This is a genomic window from Pseudoduganella guangdongensis (assembly GCF_009857475.1).
GTDB classification, from domain to species: domain Bacteria; phylum Pseudomonadota; class Gammaproteobacteria; order Burkholderiales; family Burkholderiaceae_D; genus Rugamonas; species Rugamonas guangdongensis.
On the sequence record NZ_WWCJ01000002.1, the window covers coordinates 189089 to 210979 of the forward strand.

General features: G+C 58.7%; 18 protein-coding genes. 3 read left to right on the plus strand and 15 right to left on the minus strand.

Annotation, left to right across the window (positions count from 1 at the left end; translation table 11 throughout):
• Window positions 1–2 precede the first annotated feature (2 nt).
• The gene (locus GTP41_RS03430) at window positions 3–1430 is read left to right on the plus strand and encodes a glycoside hydrolase family 19 protein (RefSeq protein ID WP_161024161.1); all 1428 of its coding nucleotides are present in this window, start codon (window positions 3–5) and stop codon (window positions 1428–1430) included.
• A gap of 6 nt (window positions 1431–1436) precedes the next feature.
• Here GTP41_RS03430 and GTP41_RS03435 read toward each other — a convergent pair whose 3' ends face one another.
• The 3 genes from GTP41_RS03435 to GTP41_RS03445 all read right to left on the minus strand — a co-directional run bounded on the left by GTP41_RS03435 (window position 1437) and on the right by GTP41_RS03445 (window position 6310).
• On the minus strand, window positions 1437–3185 hold the full coding sequence (locus GTP41_RS03435; RefSeq protein WP_161024162.1) for a vWA domain-containing protein: 1749 nt from the start codon (window positions 3183–3185) through the stop codon (window positions 1437–1439).
• A gap of 78 nt (window positions 3186–3263) precedes the next feature.
• Complete coding sequence (locus GTP41_RS03440) at window positions 3264–4649, minus strand: DUF1501 domain-containing protein (RefSeq protein ID WP_161024163.1); 1386 nt, start codon at window positions 4647–4649, stop codon at window positions 3264–3266.
• A gap of 11 nt (window positions 4650–4660) precedes the next feature.
• A complete protein-coding gene (locus GTP41_RS03445) occupies window positions 4661–6310 on the minus strand; it encodes a DUF1800 domain-containing protein (RefSeq protein ID WP_161024164.1) in 1650 nt (549 codons plus the stop codon).
• A 183-nt stretch (window positions 6311–6493) separates the two neighbouring features.
• On the opposite strand from GTP41_RS03445, the gene GTP41_RS03450 reads away from it, so the two are divergent.
• Complete coding sequence (locus GTP41_RS03450) at window positions 6494–7198, plus strand: substrate-binding periplasmic protein (protein ID WP_161024165.1); 705 nt, start codon at window positions 6494–6496, stop codon at window positions 7196–7198.
• 73 nt (window positions 7199–7271) lie between these two features.
• Window positions 7272–8252: a Bug family tripartite tricarboxylate transporter substrate binding protein gene (locus GTP41_RS03455; RefSeq protein WP_161024166.1), complete on the plus strand. Its 981-nt coding sequence runs from the start codon at window positions 7272–7274 to the stop codon at window positions 8250–8252.
• Between the two features lie 12 nt (window positions 8253–8264).
• On the opposite strand, the gene GTP41_RS03460 is transcribed toward GTP41_RS03455, so the two are convergent.
• The 12 genes from GTP41_RS03460 to GTP41_RS03515 form a co-directional block, all read right to left on the minus strand.
• The gene (locus GTP41_RS03460) at window positions 8265–8711 is read right to left on the minus strand and encodes a PIN domain-containing protein (protein WP_161024167.1); all 447 of its coding nucleotides are present in this window, start codon (window positions 8709–8711) and stop codon (window positions 8265–8267) included.
• A 75-nt stretch (window positions 8712–8786) separates the two neighbouring features.
• A complete protein-coding gene (locus GTP41_RS03465; protein WP_161024168.1) occupies window positions 8787–9197 on the minus strand; it encodes a DUF6841 family protein in 411 nt (136 codons plus the stop codon).
• A 50-nt stretch (window positions 9198–9247) separates the two neighbouring features.
• Window positions 9248–9391 carry a hypothetical protein gene (locus GTP41_RS03470; protein ID WP_161024169.1) on the minus strand — a complete coding sequence of 48 codons (144 nt, stop codon included), beginning with the start codon at window positions 9389–9391 and terminating at the stop codon, window positions 9248–9250.
• 64 nt (window positions 9392–9455) lie between these two features.
• Window positions 9456–10403, minus strand: coding sequence for an alpha/beta fold hydrolase (locus tag GTP41_RS03475; RefSeq protein ID WP_161024170.1), 948 nt, complete (start codon window positions 10401–10403; stop codon window positions 9456–9458).
• A 169-nt stretch (window positions 10404–10572) separates the two neighbouring features.
• Window positions 10573–11226 carry an FMN-dependent NADH-azoreductase gene (locus tag GTP41_RS03480; RefSeq protein ID WP_161024171.1) on the minus strand — a complete coding sequence of 218 codons (654 nt, stop codon included), beginning with the start codon at window positions 11224–11226 and terminating at the stop codon, window positions 10573–10575.
• A gap of 124 nt (window positions 11227–11350) precedes the next feature.
• Window positions 11351–12409: a hypothetical protein gene (locus GTP41_RS03485; protein ID WP_161024172.1), complete on the minus strand. Its 1059-nt coding sequence runs from the start codon at window positions 12407–12409 to the stop codon at window positions 11351–11353.
• On the minus strand, window positions 12406–13734 hold the full coding sequence (locus GTP41_RS03490) for an amino acid ABC transporter substrate-binding protein (RefSeq protein ID WP_202419593.1): 1329 nt from the start codon (window positions 13732–13734) through the stop codon (window positions 12406–12408). Before GTP41_RS03490 ends, GTP41_RS03485 begins: the two co-directional genes overlap by 4 nt.
• A 110-nt stretch (window positions 13735–13844) precedes the next feature.
• On the minus strand, window positions 13845–14240 hold the full coding sequence (locus tag GTP41_RS03495; protein WP_202419594.1) for a nuclear transport factor 2 family protein: 396 nt from the start codon (window positions 14238–14240) through the stop codon (window positions 13845–13847).
• Window positions 14241–14687: 447 nt separating this feature from the next.
• The gene (locus GTP41_RS03500; protein ID WP_161024173.1) at window positions 14688–16637 is read right to left on the minus strand and encodes a putative bifunctional diguanylate cyclase/phosphodiesterase; all 1950 of its coding nucleotides are present in this window, start codon (window positions 16635–16637) and stop codon (window positions 14688–14690) included.
• 126 nt (window positions 16638–16763) lie between these two features.
• Window positions 16764–18374, minus strand: coding sequence for a methyl-accepting chemotaxis protein (locus GTP41_RS03505; RefSeq protein ID WP_161024174.1), 1611 nt, complete (start codon window positions 18372–18374; stop codon window positions 16764–16766).
• A 149-nt stretch (window positions 18375–18523) separates the two neighbouring features.
• Window positions 18524–20302, minus strand: a complete 1779-nt coding sequence (locus tag GTP41_RS03510) for a monovalent cation:proton antiporter-2 (CPA2) family protein (protein WP_161024175.1) — start codon at window positions 20300–20302, stop codon at window positions 18524–18526.
• 73 nt (window positions 20303–20375) lie between these two features.
• Window positions 20376–21872, minus strand: coding sequence for a patatin-like phospholipase family protein (locus tag GTP41_RS03515; protein ID WP_161024176.1), 1497 nt, complete (start codon window positions 21870–21872; stop codon window positions 20376–20378).
• Between the last annotated feature and the right edge of the window lie 19 nt (window positions 21873–21891).

Genomic DNA, 21891 nt, shown 5'->3' on the forward strand with positions numbered 1-21891 from the left:
AGATGCGAGCAAGCAGTGTGACAACACTGGCGGCCGCGCTGCTGCTGACCGCCTGCGGCGGCAGCGGTGCGCCGGACAGTACCCCGGCGCTGCGCACGGCGGCGCTCAGCGCCGTATCGGGCGCAGCGGAAGCCACGGCCGCTTGCCCGGCATGGAGCACCAGCCAGGTCTACACGGCCGGCATGTGCGCCATTTACCAGGGCAAGCAGTACCAGGCCAAATGGTGGACGCAAGGGAACGCGCCCAGCCAGGCGGATACCTACGGCCCCTGGAAGTACATCGCCGACGCCAGCGATCCGCCGACCGACCCGGGCGATCCGGGTACCCCGCCGGGCGGCGTGCCGACCAAGGCTGCCGCCGAGGCGCGCGAGCGGGCCCTGACCGACAATGACTTCTTCCGCAGCGTCAAGGCTTCCATCCGCACGCTGGATAATGCGGCGGTGGATGCAGTGGCGCCGGGCGCGGCGGGCAATCCGGCCAACGTCAAACGCGTGGAGCGCCTGCTGCCGGCCGCAAAGTGGGAGCACTACTTCCCGCTGCGCGAGCCAAGCTATGAGTACCGGCGCTTCCTGCAGGCGGTGGCGAAGTTCCCTGCGGTGTGCGGCGACTACAGCGACGGCAGGAATGCCGACGCCATCTGCCGCCATTCGCTGGCGACCATGTTCGCCCACTTCGCGCAGGAAACCGGCGAGCACAATGCCAGCCTGCCGCTGCCGCAATGGCGCCAGGGACTGAAGTATTTGCGCGAGCTGGGCTGCAACGAGGAAGGGCCGGGCTGCGGCTACAACACCGAATGCAGCGATCCGGTGTTCAACTCGGTCTGGACTTGCGGGAAAAACGCCGACGGCAGCTTTAAAAAGTACTTCGGGCGCGGCGCGAAACAGCTCTCGTACAACTACAACTACGGGCCGTTCTCGCAGGTGATGTTCAACGGCGACCAGTCGGTGCTGCTGAAGAACCCGGACCAGGTGGCCTCGACCTGGCTGAACCTGGCCTCGGCCACGTTCTTCTTCGTCTATCCGCAGCCGCCCAAGCCGTCGATGCTGCACGTGCTCGATGGCAGCTGGGTGCCCAATGCCAGCGACCGGGCGGCGGGCGCCGGCAACAACTTCGCCACCACCATCATGATCATCAATGCGGAATGCGGCACCGGCACGGAAAAGCCGGCGGCGCAGAACCGCATCGATTATTACCGGCAGTTCGCGGCGGACCTGGGTTGGGATGTGGCGGGGGAGCAGTTGTCGTGTGCCAGCATGCAGCGCTTCGGCCCCGCCAGTTCCGCTTCCTACAATATCTATTGGGAGAAGAACTGGAACAGCGGGGGCGATTACCAGTGCCAGCTGGTGAGCTACCAGACGCCGTACAACGCGCTCATCGCCGGCAACTACGTGAAATGCGTTGAGCGCAACTGGGGCGTTACGCTCAACTAAGGCAGGTCAGCGCTGGCTCACCGAGCCAGCCTGGCCTACCTGGCCCAGCGATTCGGCCATGCGCACCATCTTCACAAACTCGGCGCGGTAGCCGTCAGGATCGGCGCCGCGCGCACCATCGGCCAGTTTGGCGATATCGCCGTAGCTGAAGTCGTCCAGTTGCTGTTCGCCGCGAAGGCGCTGGCCGAAGGCGGCCACGGCGACGGCGAAGCGCTGGTCGTCCGGCGCCGCGTCGAGCGAGTTGCGCGCTGCGTCGGCGCGCACCGCGTGCTCAAGCTGCTTGCTGACCGACTGGCCGGGCAGCTTGTAGCGCACTTTCACGAAGCACAGCTCATCGCCTTTGCCGCTTGCGGCTTTCGGCTTGGCGGCCTGCTCGTAGCGCAGCGGGTCGACCAGCTTGCCGGCATTGGCGGCAGGCGTGATTTCGTAGATGGCGGTGACGGTGTGGCCGGCGCCCATATCGCCTGCGTCCACCTTGTCATCCTTGAAGTCCTGGCGCGCCAGCATGCGCGTCTCATAGCCGACCAGGCGGTAGGCGGCGACTTGCGCCGGGTTGAATTCCACCTGCACTTTCACGTCGTTCGCGATCGGGAACATGGTCGAACCCAGTTCCTGCGACAGAGCTTTGCGCGCTTCCAGCAGGGTGTCGATGTAGGCGGCGTTGCCGTTGCCCGACTGGGTCAGGCGCTGGATCAGGGCGTCGTTCAGGTTGCCCAGGCCGACACCAAAGACCGACAGGTAGATGCCGGACTTGCGTTTATCGACGATGAATTTTTCCAGCTGCTTCGGATCGGTGATGCCGATATTGAAATCGCCGTCGGTGGCCAGGATGATGCGGTTCACCGCTTTCGGGTCGAAGTTGCGTTCAGCCTGTGCATAAGCGCGCTGCAAGCCGTCGCCGCCGGCGGTACCGCCGGACGACTGCAGCTTGTTGATAACGTCGATGATCTTGTTCTTGTCCTTGCCGCTGGTGGGCTCCAGCGCGACCGAGGTGCCGTTGGCGTAGGTGACGATGGAGACCATATCGTCGTCGCGCAGCTGCTCGGCGAACAGGCGGAAGCCTTGCTGCAGCAGCGGCAGGCGGTCGCGCGGGCCCATGGAGCCGGAAACATCGACCAGCAGCACCACATTGGCGCGCGGGCGTTGCGCGGTCTGGATGTCGTAGCCTTTGAGCGCGATGTGCACCAGCTGGTTGCCCTTCTGCCAGGGGCTGGGCATGACTTCGGTGGTGACGGCGAAGGGCTGGCTGGCCTTGGCCGGCGCGGCGTATTTGTACGGGAAGTAGTTGACCATCTCCTCCACGCGCACGGCTTGCAGCGGCGGCATGCGGCCGTCGGCCAGCATGCGGCGCACGAAGGCGTAGGAAGCGGTGTCGACATCGACGCTGAAGGTCGATACCGGCTGCTCGCTCACCAGTATGGATTTATTGCCTTCCTTGTCGGGGAATTTGTCGGCGGATTGCGGTACGGGTGCGAGGAGCTGCAGCGGCGCCGGGCGGACCACGCTAGGCGCAGGGGCATAGGCATGCGGCGTGGCGCGCTGCATTTCCTGCATATTCAGGCGCGAGCCGCTCACAGCCACTTTGGCGCGGGCGTCGGCGGCGGCCGGCGGCACCGGGGCCGCTGGCGGTGCCGGTGGGGCAGCGACCGGGGACGCTTCGTTCGCCGGCGTCAGTCGCGGCACCTGCGAAGTGCAGGCGGCAAGCGCCAGCGCGCCGATGGCGACGACTGGAGCCAGTACGGTGGTCTTTTTCATGGTGGACGTCCTTGGAAATTATTGTCCTGCTAACTTCCTCTAAACGCCCGCGCCGTGCAACCAAGGTTACATTTGGTATCAGCCCAGGAAGCCGAGGTTGCGCGTCGTGTAGTTGGCCAGGTTGGGCAGCAGCGCCAGCAAATCGCTGTCGCTGGCGCCCAGCCATTTGCCCAGCGTGGCCGCGTACTGGTCGACCGAAGTGCTCGGCAGCAGGCGGCCCTGGCCGACATCGTCCGGCCCGTTGTTGGCAAATACCGGCGCCGTGCCGTAGAAGCGCTGGCCTTTCACGGCGCCGCCCATCATGAAGTGCGTGCTGCCCCAGCCATGGTCGGAGCCGTCGTTATTCGCCACCAGGGTGCGGCCGAAATCGGAGGCGGTGAAGGTGGTCACCTTGTCCGCCACGCCCAGCTCCTGGGTCGCCTTGTGGAAAGCGGCCATGGCTTCGCCCAGCCTGCCCAGCAGCACAGGATGGGTGGCGGCCAGGTTGTCGTGCGTGTCGAAGCCGCCCATGGAGACGAAGAACACCTGGCGCTTGGCGCCCAGGCTGCCGCTGGCGGAGATCATGCGCGCCACCATCTTCAACTGGTCGCCCAGTGAGTTGGAGGCGGGGAACACGGTCTGCAGCGGCGGGGCCGCCGCGAAGGCTGCCGTCAGCGCCGTATTCGCATCCACCGAGCGCCGCGTCACCCGGTTGTATTCGTTTTCCAGCTGGTGGGGGCGCTGCTGCGTCACCAGGGTACGCAAGGCCTCCGATGCTGCCGAGGAGCCGAACAGCGGCGATTTCAGGCCGCTGAACTGCATCGAGCCGCTGGCCGACACCTGGTACTGCACCGCCGATTTGCCGACCATGAAGACCGCGTTGCCGGACACGTTGACGCAAGTGAAGGTGGCATTGCCGTTGCCGGACTCGAACAGGTCGCCCAGGCGCCCGCCCCAGCCCGAGACCGCGCCTTCCGGCCGCGAGGACTGCCAGATCGACTGCTGGTCGTTGTGCGAGAACAGCTTGGGCGGCAGCGGCACGGTGCGCGCCTGGTACTGGGCCTTGGTGGTCGGCCGCACCAGCGGGCCGACGTTCAGCATCACGCCCAGCTGGCCGGCATTGAAGATCGGCAGCAGCGGGGCCAGGGCCGGCGCCAGCGCGAATTCGCGCGCGGCGCCGGTGGAATCGAGCACCGGCGCACTGGCCGCCATGGCGGTTGCCGCCAGTGCGTCGCGCCCGTAGGCGAGCGTGGGCCGCAACAACTGGTAGGCGGCGTAGCCGTTGGCGTCGTACGGCACCACGGTATTGCCGTTGTCGTTGCCGCCGTAAAGGAAGATGCAGACCAGGGCCTTGTAGTCGCTGGCCGTGGCTGCCGCTGCTTCGGCAATCGAGAGCAGGTTGATGGCCCAGGGCGCCGCCACGCCAGCCATGCCGAGTGCCGATGCGCGCTGGAGGAAGGCGCGGCGCGATGCTTGCTTTGTCATGGTGGGGGCCTTTATTTCTGGACAATGAATTCGGGAGACGCCATTACCAGGGTCAGCGCCGCATACACGCGGTTGGCGCGCGCGGCGTCGGTACCGGTGGCCATGCTGGAAATGGCGTTGCGGATCAGGGCGAGCGTGTCCGCGCCGAGCTGGCCGGCGGCCAGCACCAGGTTGATCTCGTCCAGCAGGGCAGGCACGTTGTCGGCCAGCGGCAGCAGGCTGGCGTAATCGGCTTTGACGTCGCCCACCCCTTTGCTGATGGCCGACTGCATGTAGTTGGCGTAGCCGACCACGCTGGATTCGTTCACGATCTGGAATTCGGGCGCGACCACGCCCAGCGCCGGCGGCACATAGCCGGGGCGGAAGAAATTGAACACGCTGGACGAGCGCAGCGGGCTTTGGCCCAGGCGCGTCGAGGGGTCGCTGGTGTTGCCGATGGCCCAGGCGTCGCTCGGCGAAGCGGCATTGAAGGCGCGCGCCCAGGCCGTGAAACGCAGGATCGGTTCGCGCACCTTGCCAAAGCTGGGCGAGGCCAGGCCGGCGGCGGAACGCGCGTCCTGGTCCAGCAGGATGGCTTTCAGCACGGCTTTCAGGTCGCCTTTGACGCCGCTGCCGTTGTCGTTGAAGACCGCCGCCACGCGCGCCACATAGGCCGGCGCCGGGTTGCCGGTCACCAGGCGCTGGATCAGCTGGCGCGAGATGAAGGGCGCCACGTTGGGGTGGGCGAAGATGGCGTCGAGCGCCTTGCCCAGAGCGGTGGCGGCATCGGTGCCGGCGCCGATGGTGGTGCCAAGGAAGGTCTTGTCGCCGCTTTCATACTTGCTGGCCACCTGGATCATCGGGCGTTTGCGGTAATCCGGCGTGTCGGTATTGGCGCCGGCCAGGTCGTAGTCCCAGCCGGTGAAGACGCGCGCCAGGCCGGAAATGTCGGCCTGGGTATAGGTTTCCTGCTCGGTGGCGGTGCCGTCCGGGTTCAGTTTCAGCAGGCCGATGGTGAACAGCTGCAGGATTTCGCGCGCGTAGTTCTCGTCCGGCATGGAGCCGGTTTTCGGATTGGCCTTGGCGTTGCCGCGATAGGTCAGGTATTCGCCCATGGACGGCGACAAGGTGATTTGCTGTAGCAGGGTGCGGTAGTTGCCGAAGGCGTTGGCTTCCAGGATGTCCATGTAGGCGGCGCCGCTGAAGGCGCGCCAGGAGCCGGTAAAGCCGTCCAGCGACGCCACCACGATCTCCGACAGGGCCAGCGTTACGCGCTGGCGCAGGGTATCGGGCGCGGCCAGCAGCTTGCGCCACACCGCCGCATCGATGCCGGCCTGGCTGTTCTTGTGCTCGAGCGCGTTGAAGCCCTTCGCCAGCAGCCAGTCCCAGCGTGTTTGCGAGGGCGACAGGGCCATTTGCTCGTCCAGCCACTTGCTATAGCCGATGGCCTGCACGCGCGCGATCTGCTCGCGCGTGGCGCCCATGGAAGCCTGGGCCAGGAAGCGTGCGGCCTGACTGGCGGACGCCGTCTCTACCGGCACCGGCGGCACGGGCGCGGTGCCGCCGCCGCTGTTCGGGGCGCTATCGCCGCCGCCACCGCCGCCGCAAGCGCCCAGCAGGGCCGCCGCCGCCAGGCCGACCGGCACCTTGGGCACGCTCGCAACTTCCGTCGAATCGTCCATCGCACACTCCTGAAGTATTTCCATCAGGAATTCTATAGCTCTACCGCTGGCTGTGCCAATCGTGCGCGGCTTTACATCCACACTTGAGGTGCCTGTACCACGCGGGAAGGGAACGCCGGCACATTGCTTATTGCTGGCTGGCAGAGGGGAAGCTATGCTGAAAGCCAGGGTGGAGGAATGGACATGCTGCGTCGTCGCATATTGGTGGGTCTGGCACTTGCGGCAATATTGCCCGCCGTGGGCAGCCAGCCGCTGCGCGACATTAGTATTTCGACCCTGATCGGAACCGACCCCGCCACCGTGACCGCGGAACAGATTGTGCGCGAGGCCTATCGCCGCCTGGGCATCAACCTGGTGCTGCATCACCTGCCCGGCGAACGGTCACTGGTCCAGGCGAACGACGGCAAGATGGATGGCGAGCTGTATCGCAAACTGGGCATGGAGCGCGAATACCCGAATCTGGTGATTGTGCCCGTCCCCCTGCAAATTTACGAAATCGTCATCTTTTCGCGCGGTACCTCCTTCGTGGTCAGCGGCTGGGACAGCCTGCGGCCGTATACCCTGGGCTTTGTGCGCGGTATCAAGATCGTGCAGGAAAACACCCACGGCATGAAGATCGAGGCCGTCGCCACCATGCCGCAAGCCTTTGAAAAGATGATGATGGGACGCACCGACCTGGTGCTTGGCAACCGCAGCTCCGGCATTGCGGTGATCAAGGCCTTGAACCTGGAAGGCATATCGATCCTGGAGCCGCCGCTGGCCTCGTTCCCGGTCTACCACTATGTGCATAAGAAACACGAGAGCCTGGTGCCGGAACTGACGCGCATACTGCGCCAGATGCAAACCGATAAGACCATTGAGCGGATCCAGAAATCGGTCCTGCCTTAAGGGTTTTCACGAGTGTATGCCCGGCTTCAGTTAGTGGTAATCTTTACGGAGATTACTTTCTAAAGGAACAGGTATGCGTTTTTTCTCCACCAAAGCTAAGTCGCTCGGTTTCGCTGTTGCGGCATCGGTGCTTTCGTTCAGCGCTTTCGCCCAAAGCTGGCCAAGCGGCAATGTGAATGTGGTCGTACCATGGCCGCCAGGCGGCCCATCCGACATCGCCGCCCGTCCACTGGGCAAGGGCCTCAATGAAAACCTTGGCAAGCCCTTCGTCATCGACAACCGCGCTGGCGGCGGCGGCAATATCGGCACCGCAGCCGTGGTGCGTTCCAAACCGGATGGCCAGACCCTGCTGGTGACGTCCAGCGCGCCGATCGTCATCAATCCAAGCCTGTACAAGAACATGACCTTCGATCCGCTGAAGGATTTGGCGCCGGTCACCAACCTGCTGCGCGTGCCGCTGGTGCTGGTGGTCCACCCGTCCATGCCGGCGAAGAACCTGAAGGAGCTGATGGCCTACATCCAGGCCAAAAAGGGTGACTTCTCCTTTGCCTCGTCCGGCAACGGCACGCCGCAACACCTGACCGGCGAGCTGTTCTCCAGCACCACCAAGCTGCAGATGAACCACGTGCCGTACAAAGGCTCGGCACCGGCGATCTCCGACCTGCTGGGCGGCCACGTGCCGATGATGTTCGACAGCACCATTGCGATCATGCCGCACATTAAGAGCGGCAAGGTAAAGGTCATCGCCATCACCAGCGCCCAGCGCTCGCCGCTGCTGCCGGACGTGCCGACCTTCGCCGAGTCTGGCGTACCGGCCATCGAGTCCTACGCCTGGTATGGCCTGTTCGCACCGGCCGGCACGCCGAAAGACGTGATCGCCAAGATCAATGCCGAAGCCCAGAAAGTGATGAAGGGCGCCGACTTCCAGAAGGTGCTGCACGATACCGGCTCGGCCTATGTGGGCGACACTCCGGAGAACTTCAGCAAGTTCGTGCACGCCGAACATGCCAAGTGGGGCAAGGTGGTGAAGGATAGCGGTGCAACCGTCGATTGATCGCGTTGATTGTCAACGTTTGACGATCATATCGCTGTAGGCCGCCACCTTGGGGTGGTGGGTGACTAAGCGCATTGGTTCGAATATCGCTTGGGTGCTTAACACGCGATCAAATGGAGCATGACGAAACGGTGGCCGTTCTTCGACTGCCACCGCATGCTCGATATCAACTGCAAGTAGGCAGGAAACCAGAATCTCGAATTCGCCGCGCTGGTGGCAGCGCTGGCCGAGAAGCGCAGCGTGGTGCGGATACTGTCGCTGGTTGCTGACGGGAGCGTACCTGGCGTGGAACTCCTGGCTGCAGCCAAGTTCTCCCAATGCGCAATGCCAGCTTCTGCCGTGCGCTGATGAATGGCCATTTATGGCCGATGGCACGCTGGTGCACCTTGTGCTCAAAAGTGTGATGCCGGCGCACAATGGAGAGGCCATGCGCCAACTTACTTTGAATGGTTTGTGCATCAGCCGGCAGGGCATTTCCACACGTATGACGCTATCCTAAAATTGACGCAAAGCTGTACGAAACCGAAATGCAAATTAGAGTAGTGCCCCCTTGGCAGCCCATGCCGCCATTTCACCATCGGCGATTGTCAGTGACACCCTCCAGCGATCGCTCCTGCGAAGAATGTAGACGTGCTCCCAACCAGCAACTAACTCATCGTTTGCAGCGTGCATTCGGTATGCCATGCGGGCTTGGGCAACATCTGGAAAGAGTTCCGTCGCTGATAGCAAATTTCCCTCTGGACGAATAACGCCTTGTTGGCGGTAGAAGTCAAATAGCGTCACGCAGTGTTCGCGGAACGCTTTTCGCTCCATAACGAAGTTGCCAGTCGGTGAAGGGAACAGCCCAACCACATCCCAAAGCTCGCTGAGCGCGTCGGCATCGTTCCGGCCAAACGCATCAACGTACTCGATAAAGAACTCAGCAATTTGCTCATGGAAAGTCATAATTTTTTTCCTCAGTGATAGCCAGATCTAGTGGTCAATCCGTCGCAGTCTTAGGACGCAAAAAGTGACATTTTGCCGCCGTCGATGCTTTGCAACGCAGCCGCGCCGCCTTGTGTTGGGTTGATCGCAAGCGCAGCGAAATCGCTATGCTTGCGACGTGAGCGAAGGTAAGCCTTAATGGCTGCGATACGCATTCAGAACGTATCCCGGCTTTTCGGAAGGCTCACCTTGTATTGCGAAGCAACCATATCGATACGGTCACTTGCTGAGGCTTTTCTGTAAGAAAGCTCGGACCACCGGGATAATTTCTGCAGCATGGGTCTCAAGAGCAAAATGTCCCGTATCGTAGAAGTGCACCTCGGCTTTGGGGATGTCCCGTTTCCAAGCCTCTGCCCCGGCAGGCAGGAAGTATGGATCGTTCTTGCCCCATACTGCCAATAGTGGCGGCTGATGCTTCCGGAAGTATGCTTGAAATTGTGGGTACAAATGCACGTTTGATGCGTAGTCAAGGATCAGGTCAAGTTGAATGTCTGCATTGCCAGGACGCGACACGTGTAATCCTTCTAGCGTGTACCCATCGGGAGCAACTTTGCTTGGGTCCTTCACCCCTTCAAGGTATTGCCATTTAACGGAAGAAGCGGTCGGAAAGTCACGCAGTGCGGCGCGATTCTCTGCAGTAGGTGCGTTCCAATAGCGCTTGATGTCGTCCCAGCCTTTCGCCAGACCCTCTTCATAGGCATTCCCGTTTTGGGAAATGATCGCACTGATGCGGGAAGGATGCGCGGTCGCCATACGCCACCCGACAGGAGCACCATAGTCATGCACCACAATCGCGTAACGGTTCAGCTTAAGTTGCTCGGTAAACCTGTTCATCGTCTTCGCAATGTTGTCGAACGTGTAGGCATACTTGCCGCGATCGGGCGCTTCTGTATAGCCGAACGAAGGGAGGTCCGGGGCCACAATATGATATCGATCGCTCAATGCCGCGATCAAGTCTCGATACATATATGAGGAGGCAGCATAGCCGTGCAAAAGGAGCACAGTAGGCGCCTTGGGATTGCCAGCTTCGCGGTAGAAGACGTTAACGTCGCCAACCTTCTCGAAGCGGTAGTACACCTCCGCCGAATTGGCAGCATTCGCGGCCGATACACTGGCAACTCCTACAATGAGTGCAGCAGCGGTAGCAATAGTAGTTGAGCTATTCATCTAGAAAACTCCGTAGTAAACTGCATTAGTATTCAGATTATTTCCATACACGAGCGCCTGATTCTCTGCCATCGCGGGTCGCGCTCCATACTGGTTTACTGGGTCCAAACATAGGCCCAAGTTAGAGCAAATGCCATGATTAGCGGGCATTGCTCGCCACGCTCACCGATCATTCACCTTCCCTCTTGGCGAGGGTAATCGTCTGAACCTGCGCCAGACTTGCGATAGTACGTTCGCTTTGTTCCAAGGCGGATGCCACTGCTGCGGCACGGCCATCCGGTCCGGAACCGATCTTTTCCGCACGTATAAAGCTGACATCGGCGATTCCGATAAAGCCCAGAAGTTGCTTCAGATAAGGCTCTTGGAAATCGATAGCCCGCGATGGGCCTTCGGAATACAGACCACCACGTGATTCGACCACGATTGCGCGCTTGGCCTTCAACAGCCCTTCCGCACCGCTTGGTCCATAAGCGAACGTAACGCGTGGTCGAAGCACATGATCAAACCAGGTGCGCAGGGCTGAGGGAATGCTGAAATTGTACATAGGGGCGCCGATTACGATCAGGTCGGCCGCATGCAGCTCCGCGATCAACTGATCAGACAGAGTCCGAGTCTCAAGCTCTTCCTCAGTCTCGGCGATTGCGCGGACACCCGCCACGGTAAAAGTGGTCAGATGAGGGATCGGATCCTGACCGACGTCGCGATAGGTGAGGTGGACCTGAGGATTGATGTCGATCAGGCGCTGGACAATGTCGCCGACCAGCAAGCGCGACACAGAGGCATTGCCCGAAACACTACTATTAATGACTAAAATATGGTTCAAGGTATTCCCGTTTCGTAATTAAAAATCTAATATTCGGAGGTTCCGGCTCAGAAGTGCCCATCCGGCCGTAGCCGATTAGGGTCCGCGTTAGGCAGTCGATCTCACTCGTCGGTGCAAAGCTGTTTCAGCGGTTGTCGAGCAAGTAAATTTTCTTGCCCTGATAGTCCCAGACGGTTTTGTACTCACGCAGGAAGCCGTGACCAATCCAAAGCAGGTTTTCTGAGGGGAGCCCAGTTGGCCTCGATGCCGGGAAGGATGCAGTAGCGACCCGGATCGATTTGATGTCGGGAACCGGTACGCCGCCAAGCGACAGACCTGTCACAGCAAAGTCGTCTTCGCCGTCGTTCTGTTTTAGGATTTTCAGGGCGACCAGTTTTTCCTTTGTTTCCTTGCCGACGTAAAGATAGCCATATGCCCCGGTATCGAAGGCTGCAGTGATGTCGACCCCTCCAAGCTTGGCAGGCATGACCGGGATATTAGGACGCCGTCTGACGTCAAACGGAAGCTCGGCAATAAGCCGTTCGCCGGCAAGGTAGTCTGCAGCAGGAGTCTTGCGATAAAAGATGGCCTGCAATTTGCGGTAATCGAGTTTCATGGTGTATCCATCCCATGCATGGAAGCCGAACCATCCGAGGAAATCCGGTGTGATTCCCTCCAACTGAACAGCATTCTGCGCAGTCACCCGCGTGGCTGCCGTGTAATGCAGGCTGGCGATCCGAATATCCTTGACGACAGGGGCAAGCTTGGACGTGAAGCTCTGCCCACTTCCGAATACCCCTGTGCCTACCGTCTCCAGGTTGGCAATGGGAATCCGGTGGCTATTGAGGGACAGTGCGTCTTCGGCAGCCGTGTCTAGCATGAACTTGCCCTCAACCCCCGACACGCTGCCCTCGATAAAGGGGAACTCACGGACCATGACAATCGGCAGCGTGACTTGGTCGCCGGACAAACGGATCTCCCTTGCCCGGCTGGATGGTGTTCCCTTCTCAGCGGCATAAGTCGCCACAGCGAAGCTGAGCCCCGTTGCCAGGGATGCCGTCATTAGTAGGGGTTTGGCAAATTGCTGAGCGCGCGTAAAGCGGCAATCAGTTTTCATGAACATTCCCTCTAAAATTGTTGTGGTTTGTCTGAGGCGTCCGCACAATGGATCAAACGCCTGGCGGCACTGCGGGGTGTGTTTCAAATCGCACTTCCATACGGATAGATCAGCTTGCCTGATCGCATCGAGGCAGGTGTGACAACGACCTGCTTGGCGTCGTCCAGAAATTGCATGGGATCGTCACTGTCAATGCCCTGGTACTGGACTTGCACGACGCGGGGTTCAGTCCACTCCCCATGTACACCGAAGCGCACCTTGCCCATCACGGTATCGAACGAAGTAGCTCTTGCATAAGCCGACAGTGCTGCGTCGTGCAACCCCCCGGTGGCCTGCACAGCCTGCTCGAGAACCTGCATCTGGGCGTAAGCCGTGGGCGCCATGTAATGGCCAAGTGGATCAACGTCCTGGCCGGCGGCTCGCACTCTGTAGGTCGACAGCATGTCGTCCACACCCGGGAAACGCATGGCGGCCACTGGTACCCAATACTCGTAGTTCACGAAACCATTTAAAAGCGGTCCTAGCGCAGCCTTCACCAATGCATTCTGGGGGCCGATCATGGAAGCGCCCACCATTTTGGGGCGGAAAGCGTGTGCGTGAACCGCCTTGACCAGGTCGATCGAATCTTGCAGGTAGGAGCATATGAATAGCAGGTCGCATTGGCTCGCGGCCACAGCGTCCATGATCGGCTTGAAGTCCGGCGTGTTGAGCGGATAGACCGCTTCATGCACTACCTCGAAGCCATATTTAGCCGCATTCTTTCTAGCTCCACGAATTGGATTCCTGGAAAACTCGGCGTCAGCTGACAGTAGCGCTACCGTCAAAGGCTGCGGCTTTTGCTGAGCGGCCAGTTCAAAAAAGCCTTCGGTGAGCGCCGCGTTGGGGTCGGAGCCGGTAGGGATCATGGCGAAGTAATTCTCATAGGCGAGTTCGTTGTTCACGCCTAGTCCCATCAAGCCAATGAAAAAGCGCTGGCGCTCCATCATTAGGGGCATCGCAGGAAGTAGCGTGTTGGTGCCATATCCTCCGATGACAAGGTCAACCTTATCCTCATCGATGAGCCGCCGGTATAAGGGTTCGACGTTGGCCGCGTCGGACCCGTCGTCATAGCAGAGCAGCTCGACCGCTCGGCCCAGAAGACCGCCACGCGCATTGATATTCTCGAGCCAAATCTGGTGGGCAAGGCGCGCTGCACGGCCATTGCCGCCCACCGCACCGCTCAGCGAAAGACAGTACCCAATGCGAATAGGAGGGGAAGAATTTTTTGGACCCAGTTGCATGATGAACCCTTGATTGGTTATGCCGGAAAATAATGACATCTTGTCGGAGTTGCGGAATATGCCTCTCACTTCGCGGCTAACACGGCGTCGCAGCGGCCGCGCGTTGTTATCGCGCGTTAGTACACTCGACATTAATTTGCGCCAAGCCGATGCACTGGCCTCCGGCGCGGGTTAAGGGGCTTGAGTAGACGCCTACGCGGGTTCGCCCCCGCCTACATTTCTTTGCCAGTTTGCCTTGGGCCTTAGTCTTCTCCCGGCTGATCAATGAAGACGAAAAGCGAATGGATGCGCCCATCCTGAAAATGCACGACGTCCATCCCGGTGACCGCTGCTGGCCCGTCATGCGGCCCCGAACGCCACTTGAGCACGCCGATGCCGTTGTGTCCGAGGACGGGAGAGCGGACGGTGAAAACAAAGGCTGCTGGAAGCTGGCTCAGCAGCGCCGACACCGCGGCGTTAATTTGTTCGTGGCCTCTCGCCGAGGCGTGCGGCTCGTGAACCACAGCGTCGTTGGCGTACAAACGCTCGATTGCGCTTAAGCGCTTGGCGGGGTCCCGTTCGCCAAAGACCTCCGTAAGGTTGGCGCGCATCAGAACGTCATAGTCCACGCCCGCGCCGGCATGCATCGATTCGACCATATTTTGTGCTCCTTCAAGTTGTTCACAGCAGAGGATGCGGCACGGCAAAGCCATGTTTGCGTAATGTCGGCTGGCTTGATGCTATGGTCTCAGTATTGCCCTCTGCGATCACTGCTCAATATTGCTCTCGGCAGATCAAATCGCTCATCGGGCGCATGCGCGTAAGCATGAATGTCGTACCGTATCAGTTAGATGAGCAAATGAACCCTGCTGGCATTGCGCTGGCCAGAAAGTACGGCGCCGGATGTCCTCGTACCCCCGTGTGAAAAGCGGCGGCGCTACCGGGAAAGGCACTTAGCTTTGGGTTGATGAGGAAATGACGGAGTTCGATCGCGCAACTTTGCCGTGCGTGTCCGGCGTGCCGATCAGGTTTCGTGCGCTGATTGTCGAACCCAGGAATGCGGCCTGGAACAGCTTAAAGTGGGTGAGCTGGCTTTCACGGATTGATCACCGATGTTCTGCGGTCCAGCTAGCTTTCCATTGTTGGAAATCCTCGATTGGAATTGGCTTACTAACAAGATATCCCTGTGCAAAATCACAGTCCTGTTCCCGTAAGCACTCCCAAATCTCTTGACTCTCGATTCCCTCTGCGACCACTCGTTTACCCAAGATGTGGCCAAGCTCAATCGTCGAATGAACGATTGCAGCAGAATCCGAGTTCTCAAGCATTGGCCTGATAAAACTTTGGTCAATTTTGATGGCGTCAAACGGAAACTGCTGCAAATAGCTCAGACTTGAGTAGCCAGTACCAAAGTCGTCAAGAAGCAATTTCACGCCAAGCTCTTTGAGGCGCTTGAGTACGTCAAGGGCAACACGTGGATTTTGAACTAAAGCATTTTCAGTAAGTTCGAACTCTACTGATTCTGAACAAATTTTCCATTGTTCCATGCGTTTTCCGATATCACAAACAATCGATGAACTCAGCAAATCATATGGGGATAAATTAATGGCCAGCGTTTCCCTTATATCATTATTTTTCCAACGATGAAGCCAGGAGAAACAGCTTTCGAGCATCCACTTGGTCAGCTCAACGATAAACCCACTCTGTTCAGCAAGCGGTATGAAGTATGCCGGAGAAACCATACCTAAAGTCGGGTGCTGCCAGCGGATGAGGGCTTCTGCTCCGGCAATTTTCCTAGTCTTCATATCCACTTTAGCTTGGCAGAATACCCGTAATTCATCACGCTTAATTGCAAGGCGAAGATCTCCCATCAACGAGAGACGCGACATGTGTTCGACGTTTCGACCACTCGCGAAACTGGTCACCCTTTCACTTACAAAATTGCCATGGAACAAGGCTGCGTTCGCCCGCTGAAAAAGTATCTCTGCACTGTGCGCTTCCTTGCAGGAAGTGACTACGCCAGCATGCAGGTGCGCGTCAATAACGATGTCAGCGACTTCGATAGCATCACTTAACCCAGAAATCAACCAATGGGCAAAAGCGACAGCATCTTGTTGCGTACACTCAGGGACAATAACGCTTAAGGTCGCTTCGCTTACTCTGGCCAGCTCTAGATTTTCAGGCAATCGCGACTTAAGATTTCTTACAATTTCCAATATGAGCTGGTCTGCTAGTTGTTGACCAAATACATGACATACTTCTGAAAATCGGCCAATGTTAATGTGGATCAGGGAGAGAGGACGCGCGTTGAGTTCGAAGCGTGCAAAATATTCCTCGAGCAAATCCATCTGCCGAGTGCGATTGCCCAATCCTGTCATGCCGTCAAAAAACGCCTGGCGGTAGATGGTTTCTTGTGCTTGGCGATGCTGCTCGCGTAACCGCAATCCGGCAATACCGAATGCCAGGTCATCCGCCATTTCAGCAAGCAAACTTAGTTCTTCCTTGTCAAATGCATCAGGTTCGGATGCAGCGATGAGCAACGCGCCGAATACAATATCGTTGCTGATAAGTGGGTATGCAGTTAGCGACGCATAGCCCTCCGCACGAGCGTGCTGCCGGAATATGGTGAATTGCTCGCTGGCGTATAACGGATTGTTCAGGATATCGCGCCGCACACAGGGTTCACAGGTGCGGATCGCAACGCCTGCGGCGGTCTGGCCGATTGGCGTGTCATTGTAAGTAAATCCTTTACTGTTGAACCAGTCGAGGTCCTTGCATTCGGACTTGTGCTCGCTTGCGCCTACCCAATTAACCCATCGAATTTTTTTCGCTTCATCATCTTCGGCAAACGCTACACCGGCTCGTCGATATCCGCCAGTATCAACTATAGCCTTGCACATATCCTGTAGCAGCGCGGCTTCCTCCTTTGCTCGGAGTAGTGTACGAATTCCTGCACTGAGAGTGCGCAAAGCGCGTGTAGTTTGTTCCAGTAAACCTTCCCTTGAAACTTGTTTCAGCTCTTCACTGCAATTCTTAACACCCAATAGATTCGTCATATTGCCCTCCCACCAATGGTGAACCTGAAACTGACGCGGAGACCAGCGTACCCGCTACCCACGCGCTGCCAAACATTAGTGATGCTGTTTTTCACACGGGATTTACTCACGCCGGCGCGAGGGCCATTAGACGCATCCAAGAGCAAGTTGCGCGCGTGTGCGAGCGGGCGCCTGGGGTGCGTGGCTTACGTTTTCTGGGATGTCGATCTTAAAGATGCTCACCTGCTCTGCCAGACGGTTAGCCTGTTCCCGCATCGACTCCGCTGCCGCTGCTGCTTCTTCGACCAGCGCAGCATTTTGCTGCGTGACCCTATCCATCTCGGTAATCGCTTGGTTCACCTGTTTGATACCAGCGCTCTGCTCTTCGCTAGCGCTTGCGATCTGGCCCACGATTGCGGTCACATTTTCGATGCTCTGCACAATTTCGTGCATTGAGATACCAGCACGGTTGACCTGACTTGTGCCTTTCTCCACCTTGTCGACCGAGTCGTCGATAAGTCGCTTAACTTCTCCAGCGGCCGCGGCGGATCGATGCGCCAGGTTGCGGACCTCGCCGGCAACTACCGCAAAACCTCTGCCTTGCTCACCAGCTCGTGCTGCTTCGACCGCCGCATTCAGTGCCAGGATATTGGTCTGAAACGCGATGCTATCAATGACACCAATGATGTCGACAATCTTCTTTGACGATTCATTGATGGCGCTCATAGTCTCAATTACCTCCGCCACGACCATACCGCCATTGCCGGCAACTAAAGCCGCGTCACGGGCTGACATGGTCGCTTGACGGGCGCTACTCGAGTTCTGCTGCACGGTGGCAGTCAGCTGCTCCATCGAGGAAGCTGTTTCCTCTAGCGAGCGGGCCTGGTGCTCAGTACGCGAAGACAGATCTTGGTTGCCAGCAGCGATTTCGCTCGATGCAACAACGATAGTGCGGGTGCCGATGCGGACACGTCCGACGATATCCGTTAGATTGGAGTTCATGATGGCCAGAGCACGCATTAGTTGCGCAGTTTCGTCACCGCCGCTCGCGACAATCCGACTGCTCAGGTCGCCAGCGGCGACCTTCTCGGCTACTTTCACAGCCTCGGAGATAGGTCGTGTGATCGAACGGGTGATAAGCCATGCACAAAATATGCCCAGCAGCATTGCGCCCAAGCCCACGCTGATCAATATGAGCTCCGTAGTCGCATGCTCGTTCAGAATCCTCGTTGCCATGCTATCTGCGTCAGCGACCTGCAACTCAAGTAGCTTATTCATCGACGCCAGAAAAGATGCGCTGCGAGGCACCATTTGTCTGGAATATATCTTTTTAGCGAGGTCATGGTCGCCAACAAGCTTTGCCGAGAACAGCTCACCTCGTGCTTCCAAGTAGCCTTTACGCTCTTGCATGACGACGCCGAGCTGTGCACGTACAAAGGGATCTCTTACTGAGGCTTCGAGTTCCTTCTGAAGTTCGGTTGAGCGGGCTGAGACCTTTTTCATGCGGTCGGCGATGACCTGGACCACACCCGGGTCATTCGACACGAACACTGTTTCAATCATCGCACTATTGAGCTCTATGTATTTTGCCCACTCAGCGACGTTTCGCTGATGCTTCACATTGAAATGGACGAGCTCGCTTGTATAGTCACTGGCGGACATCATGCGCAGCACCGCAGTGACGGTGACTGCAAACAGCAAGCCGAGCACAATGGCAAACCCAATGCCAAGTTTGGCGCCGATCTTGAGATTTTTCACTTTCCGTTCCTTATGGGGGGCATCGTCTTGTTAATAGGTGTGACTGCAAAGTGGCAACAGCCTCTGTTTGTGTGGAGCTTCTGGTGCGAGCGCGCTCGGCAGAACTCAAGACAGGCCACCACTCGGGAAATTGGCGTCTCCACACTGCGCTACGTTTGTTCTTCGACGGCGGCTCGCTTAGCAGACTGTCGGGTACCCAACAGCAGCTCACGACCAGCAAATTTGCCGCCAGCACTTTCCAGATCGAGGCGCTGCGCATCGCGGCGCCGCACAAAATCCATCACTTCATCGGCCTCATCTTCGGTGGCGCCAGAGGCCAGGACAGCTTGTCGCCCAAGCAGTAGCGCCGATTCAAATGTCTCGCGTATGACGTAGTCGGCACCGGCCTTGGTTAGCGTCAGCGCGTGCTCACGATCGTAGGCGCGAATGAGCAGCTTGGAACCTGGAAAAACATCCTTAGCAATCTGCGCGATGTAGGTAGCGGCCTTCTTGTCATTGATACAGATCACTACCACGCTCGCCTCGCCGGCACCAGCCGCGCGCAGCACGCTGGCCTGACTTCCGTCGCCGTAAAAGACTTTGAATCCGTATGCTTGTGCCTCTTTAATCACCTCAATGTTGTTGTCGATGACCGTTAGCGACGCGCCGCGAGCAAGAATGCCTTGACTGGCAATTTGCCCCATTCGTCCAAATCCGATGATCAGTACGCTCGTGCGGCGATCTACTGCAGCTTCTTGCTGGCTTGCCGCTTTCGCGGCCTTCGTACCCAAGCGCTTGTGCACGGTGATCATGATGGGTGTCAACGCCATGGACAACACCACGATGGCTGTCATGTTGGCGTTGACAGCGGGGTTGATAGCTCCCGCTGTGGCGGCAGCGGAAAAAAGCACAAACGCAAACTCACCACCTTGTGCCATTAGCACCGCACGGTCCACTGCCTCGCCGTGTGCGCTTCCGGCAGCTCGCGCCACGAGGTAAATGCAGAGGGTCTTCGCCGCCATCAGTGCGAGCACCCCCGCAATGATGAGTTTTGCGTTCGCCGAGACGACCGATAAATCAAGTGACATACCCACGCCGAGGAAGAATAGTCCCAGCAACAGACCGCGGAATGGTTCGATGTCGGCCTCCAGCTGGTGCCGGAAGCTCGACTCGGAGAGGAGAACTCCGGCCAGGAAAGCGCCCAGTGCCATAGACAGACCACCCAGCTGCATCAAGAGCGCAGCACCTAGAACGACAAGCAGAGCCGCTGCGGTCATGACCTCCCTGGCCTTTGCTCGTGCCAATACTTGGAACATCGGGTTGAGCAGCCAGCGGCCCCCGATTACCAGGACGCCAATCGATCCAAGCGCGGTGGCAAGCGGGATCCAGTTATTGAATACGGCACGCGTAGCGCCTTCAGGTTGCGGTGCCAGGAACGCGACCAGCGCAAGCAAAGGGATAATCAGCAGATCCTCGAGCAGTAAGATGGCAACGATACGCTGTCCGCGCGGTGAGGCTGCGTCCCCTCGCTCGGACAGCGTTTGCATGACGATGGCGGTGGAGGTCAGCACAAAGCCCATCGCACAGATCAGCGCTACCGGAGTTGTAAGACCGAACGCCACACCTACCATCGTTAGCAGGGCACCGCACACAAGCGCTTGCAGACTGCCCAGGCCGAAGATGGAACCTCGCAGCGCCCATAGTTTCGAAGGTCGCATCTCGAGCCCGACGACGAACAGGAACATGACCACACCCAGTTCTGCGATGTGCAAGATGGCCTCCGGATCGCTGAACAATCCAAAGCCGAACGGGCCGATGAAGAGGCCTGCACTCAGGTAGCCGAGGACAGATCCTAGACCCAGCCTTCTGAAGAGGGGCACGCCGATCACGGCCGCGGCAAGGAGCACTACCACTGGCATCAAGTCGCTTCCTGGGGGATTCACGTCCATAGTCAAGTCCTGGTTTCGTTCGTTAATTAAGTGCGTGTCGGTAACGAGACGCTCGCTCAGATCGCCGCCGAGCTCACTTCTCCGAGGCGTCTTGTGCAAATTTGCGGACTGCGGCTGACTGCGCGATTAGCTGACGGCCCGCCTCCATGGCAAGTTCGATTTCATGAGCAGGTAGCTTTAACCGTGTCTCGATGGCGCGGACACGCGCAGCCATCGCGGGTGTCAAACTTTGAAAGCTGATTAGCTCGACGATGAACTCGACATCGTCACAGCGCCAGGTGGGCGCTCCCCCGCCAAGTGCAACCAACTCATCTTTTCCCAAACTGCACCGGTGACGCACCAGATCGTCTCGCCATTTCTGCATGACTAGCTGGAATGAATCGGCCGCGAGGCGTGCTGCGGCATCGATCGCCGCATCTGTCGCCGCCATGGCGGAGTCGATGCCACCGGGCCCGTCCAGTTGGCGATTCCACGTCCCGCTAGGTCCGCGCCCTGCATCGACGACCAGAAACAGCATCTTTTTGATTCGGACCGCATCCCGCGCAGTCATCGGGCTATAGGCATTGCTCGCAACAGCCCTCGAAACAAGGATGCTCGATAGCCCTAGATTATCGGTGACGCCCCCGTCGACCAGCTTCACAAAACCCGGTCCGGCGGGAGCTCGGTAGCTGTGCATGGCCTCAGCCATTGCGCGCATCAGTCTTGGCGACGATGCGTTTTTTAATACTGGCTGGATAAAGGCGGACTCGGGGCTTGTACATCCTTCCGGAAAAGTTCTGAGGACGGTCGGCTCGAACACTACCGGCACAGCCATGGACGCGGCCACAGCGTCGGCAACTGGATAGGCGCGAATGTCAGAGCACAGAGCATTAAACAGGCCGGGAATGAAGGGGAAGCTGGTGCGGTGATAGAGGTCGGTCGCATTGATCCATAGGTCCGGACCGCCCCTGGAATACAAGTCAGCAAATCGCGCATGGTTAAACACGTCGTCGTCCAGTACCTGGGCGAAGTTGGTTCGGTTGTTAAGCCCTCCCTGCAGCAATCGAGCCCAGTTCGCTGGCGAGGCGAGGCTGACATTCATGTGCGACTCGAAATCGCGCATGAGTACTTCGTCTTTAATTTGAATCAATCCTTGCCTGCCATTGAGGACGTAATAGGCCGCAGTGAGCGACCCACCTGAGACAGAACTCATGAACGCTAGCGCGTCAAGCAGATCACTTTCTCCGGCTTTAGTATTTGCCAGTCCTTGCAGCACGCCGGCGGCAAAGGCCGAAGCACGAAGGCCTCCGCCGGAGAAGGCGACCCCGATGGTGTAGTCGCGTGCCAGATCTTGAGGGTATCCCGAAGTTAGGGATGAGTCACTGTTCAGAGGCAGATTTGCTGTTGGCCGTACCACCGCGGCGCAGCCACTTAGCAAGACAAGCCAGCCGATGGCCAGTGCAGCAGTGGAGAGACGGATCACACGCAGTAGGGCAGCACGGTGCCACTTCGAATTTGACGAGCACTCGCGCACCAACTTGTCACATTTATGTATGCAAGGCATATTTCTAGGGCTGATGATGTTCGACATCTGGACCTCTACAATCTGG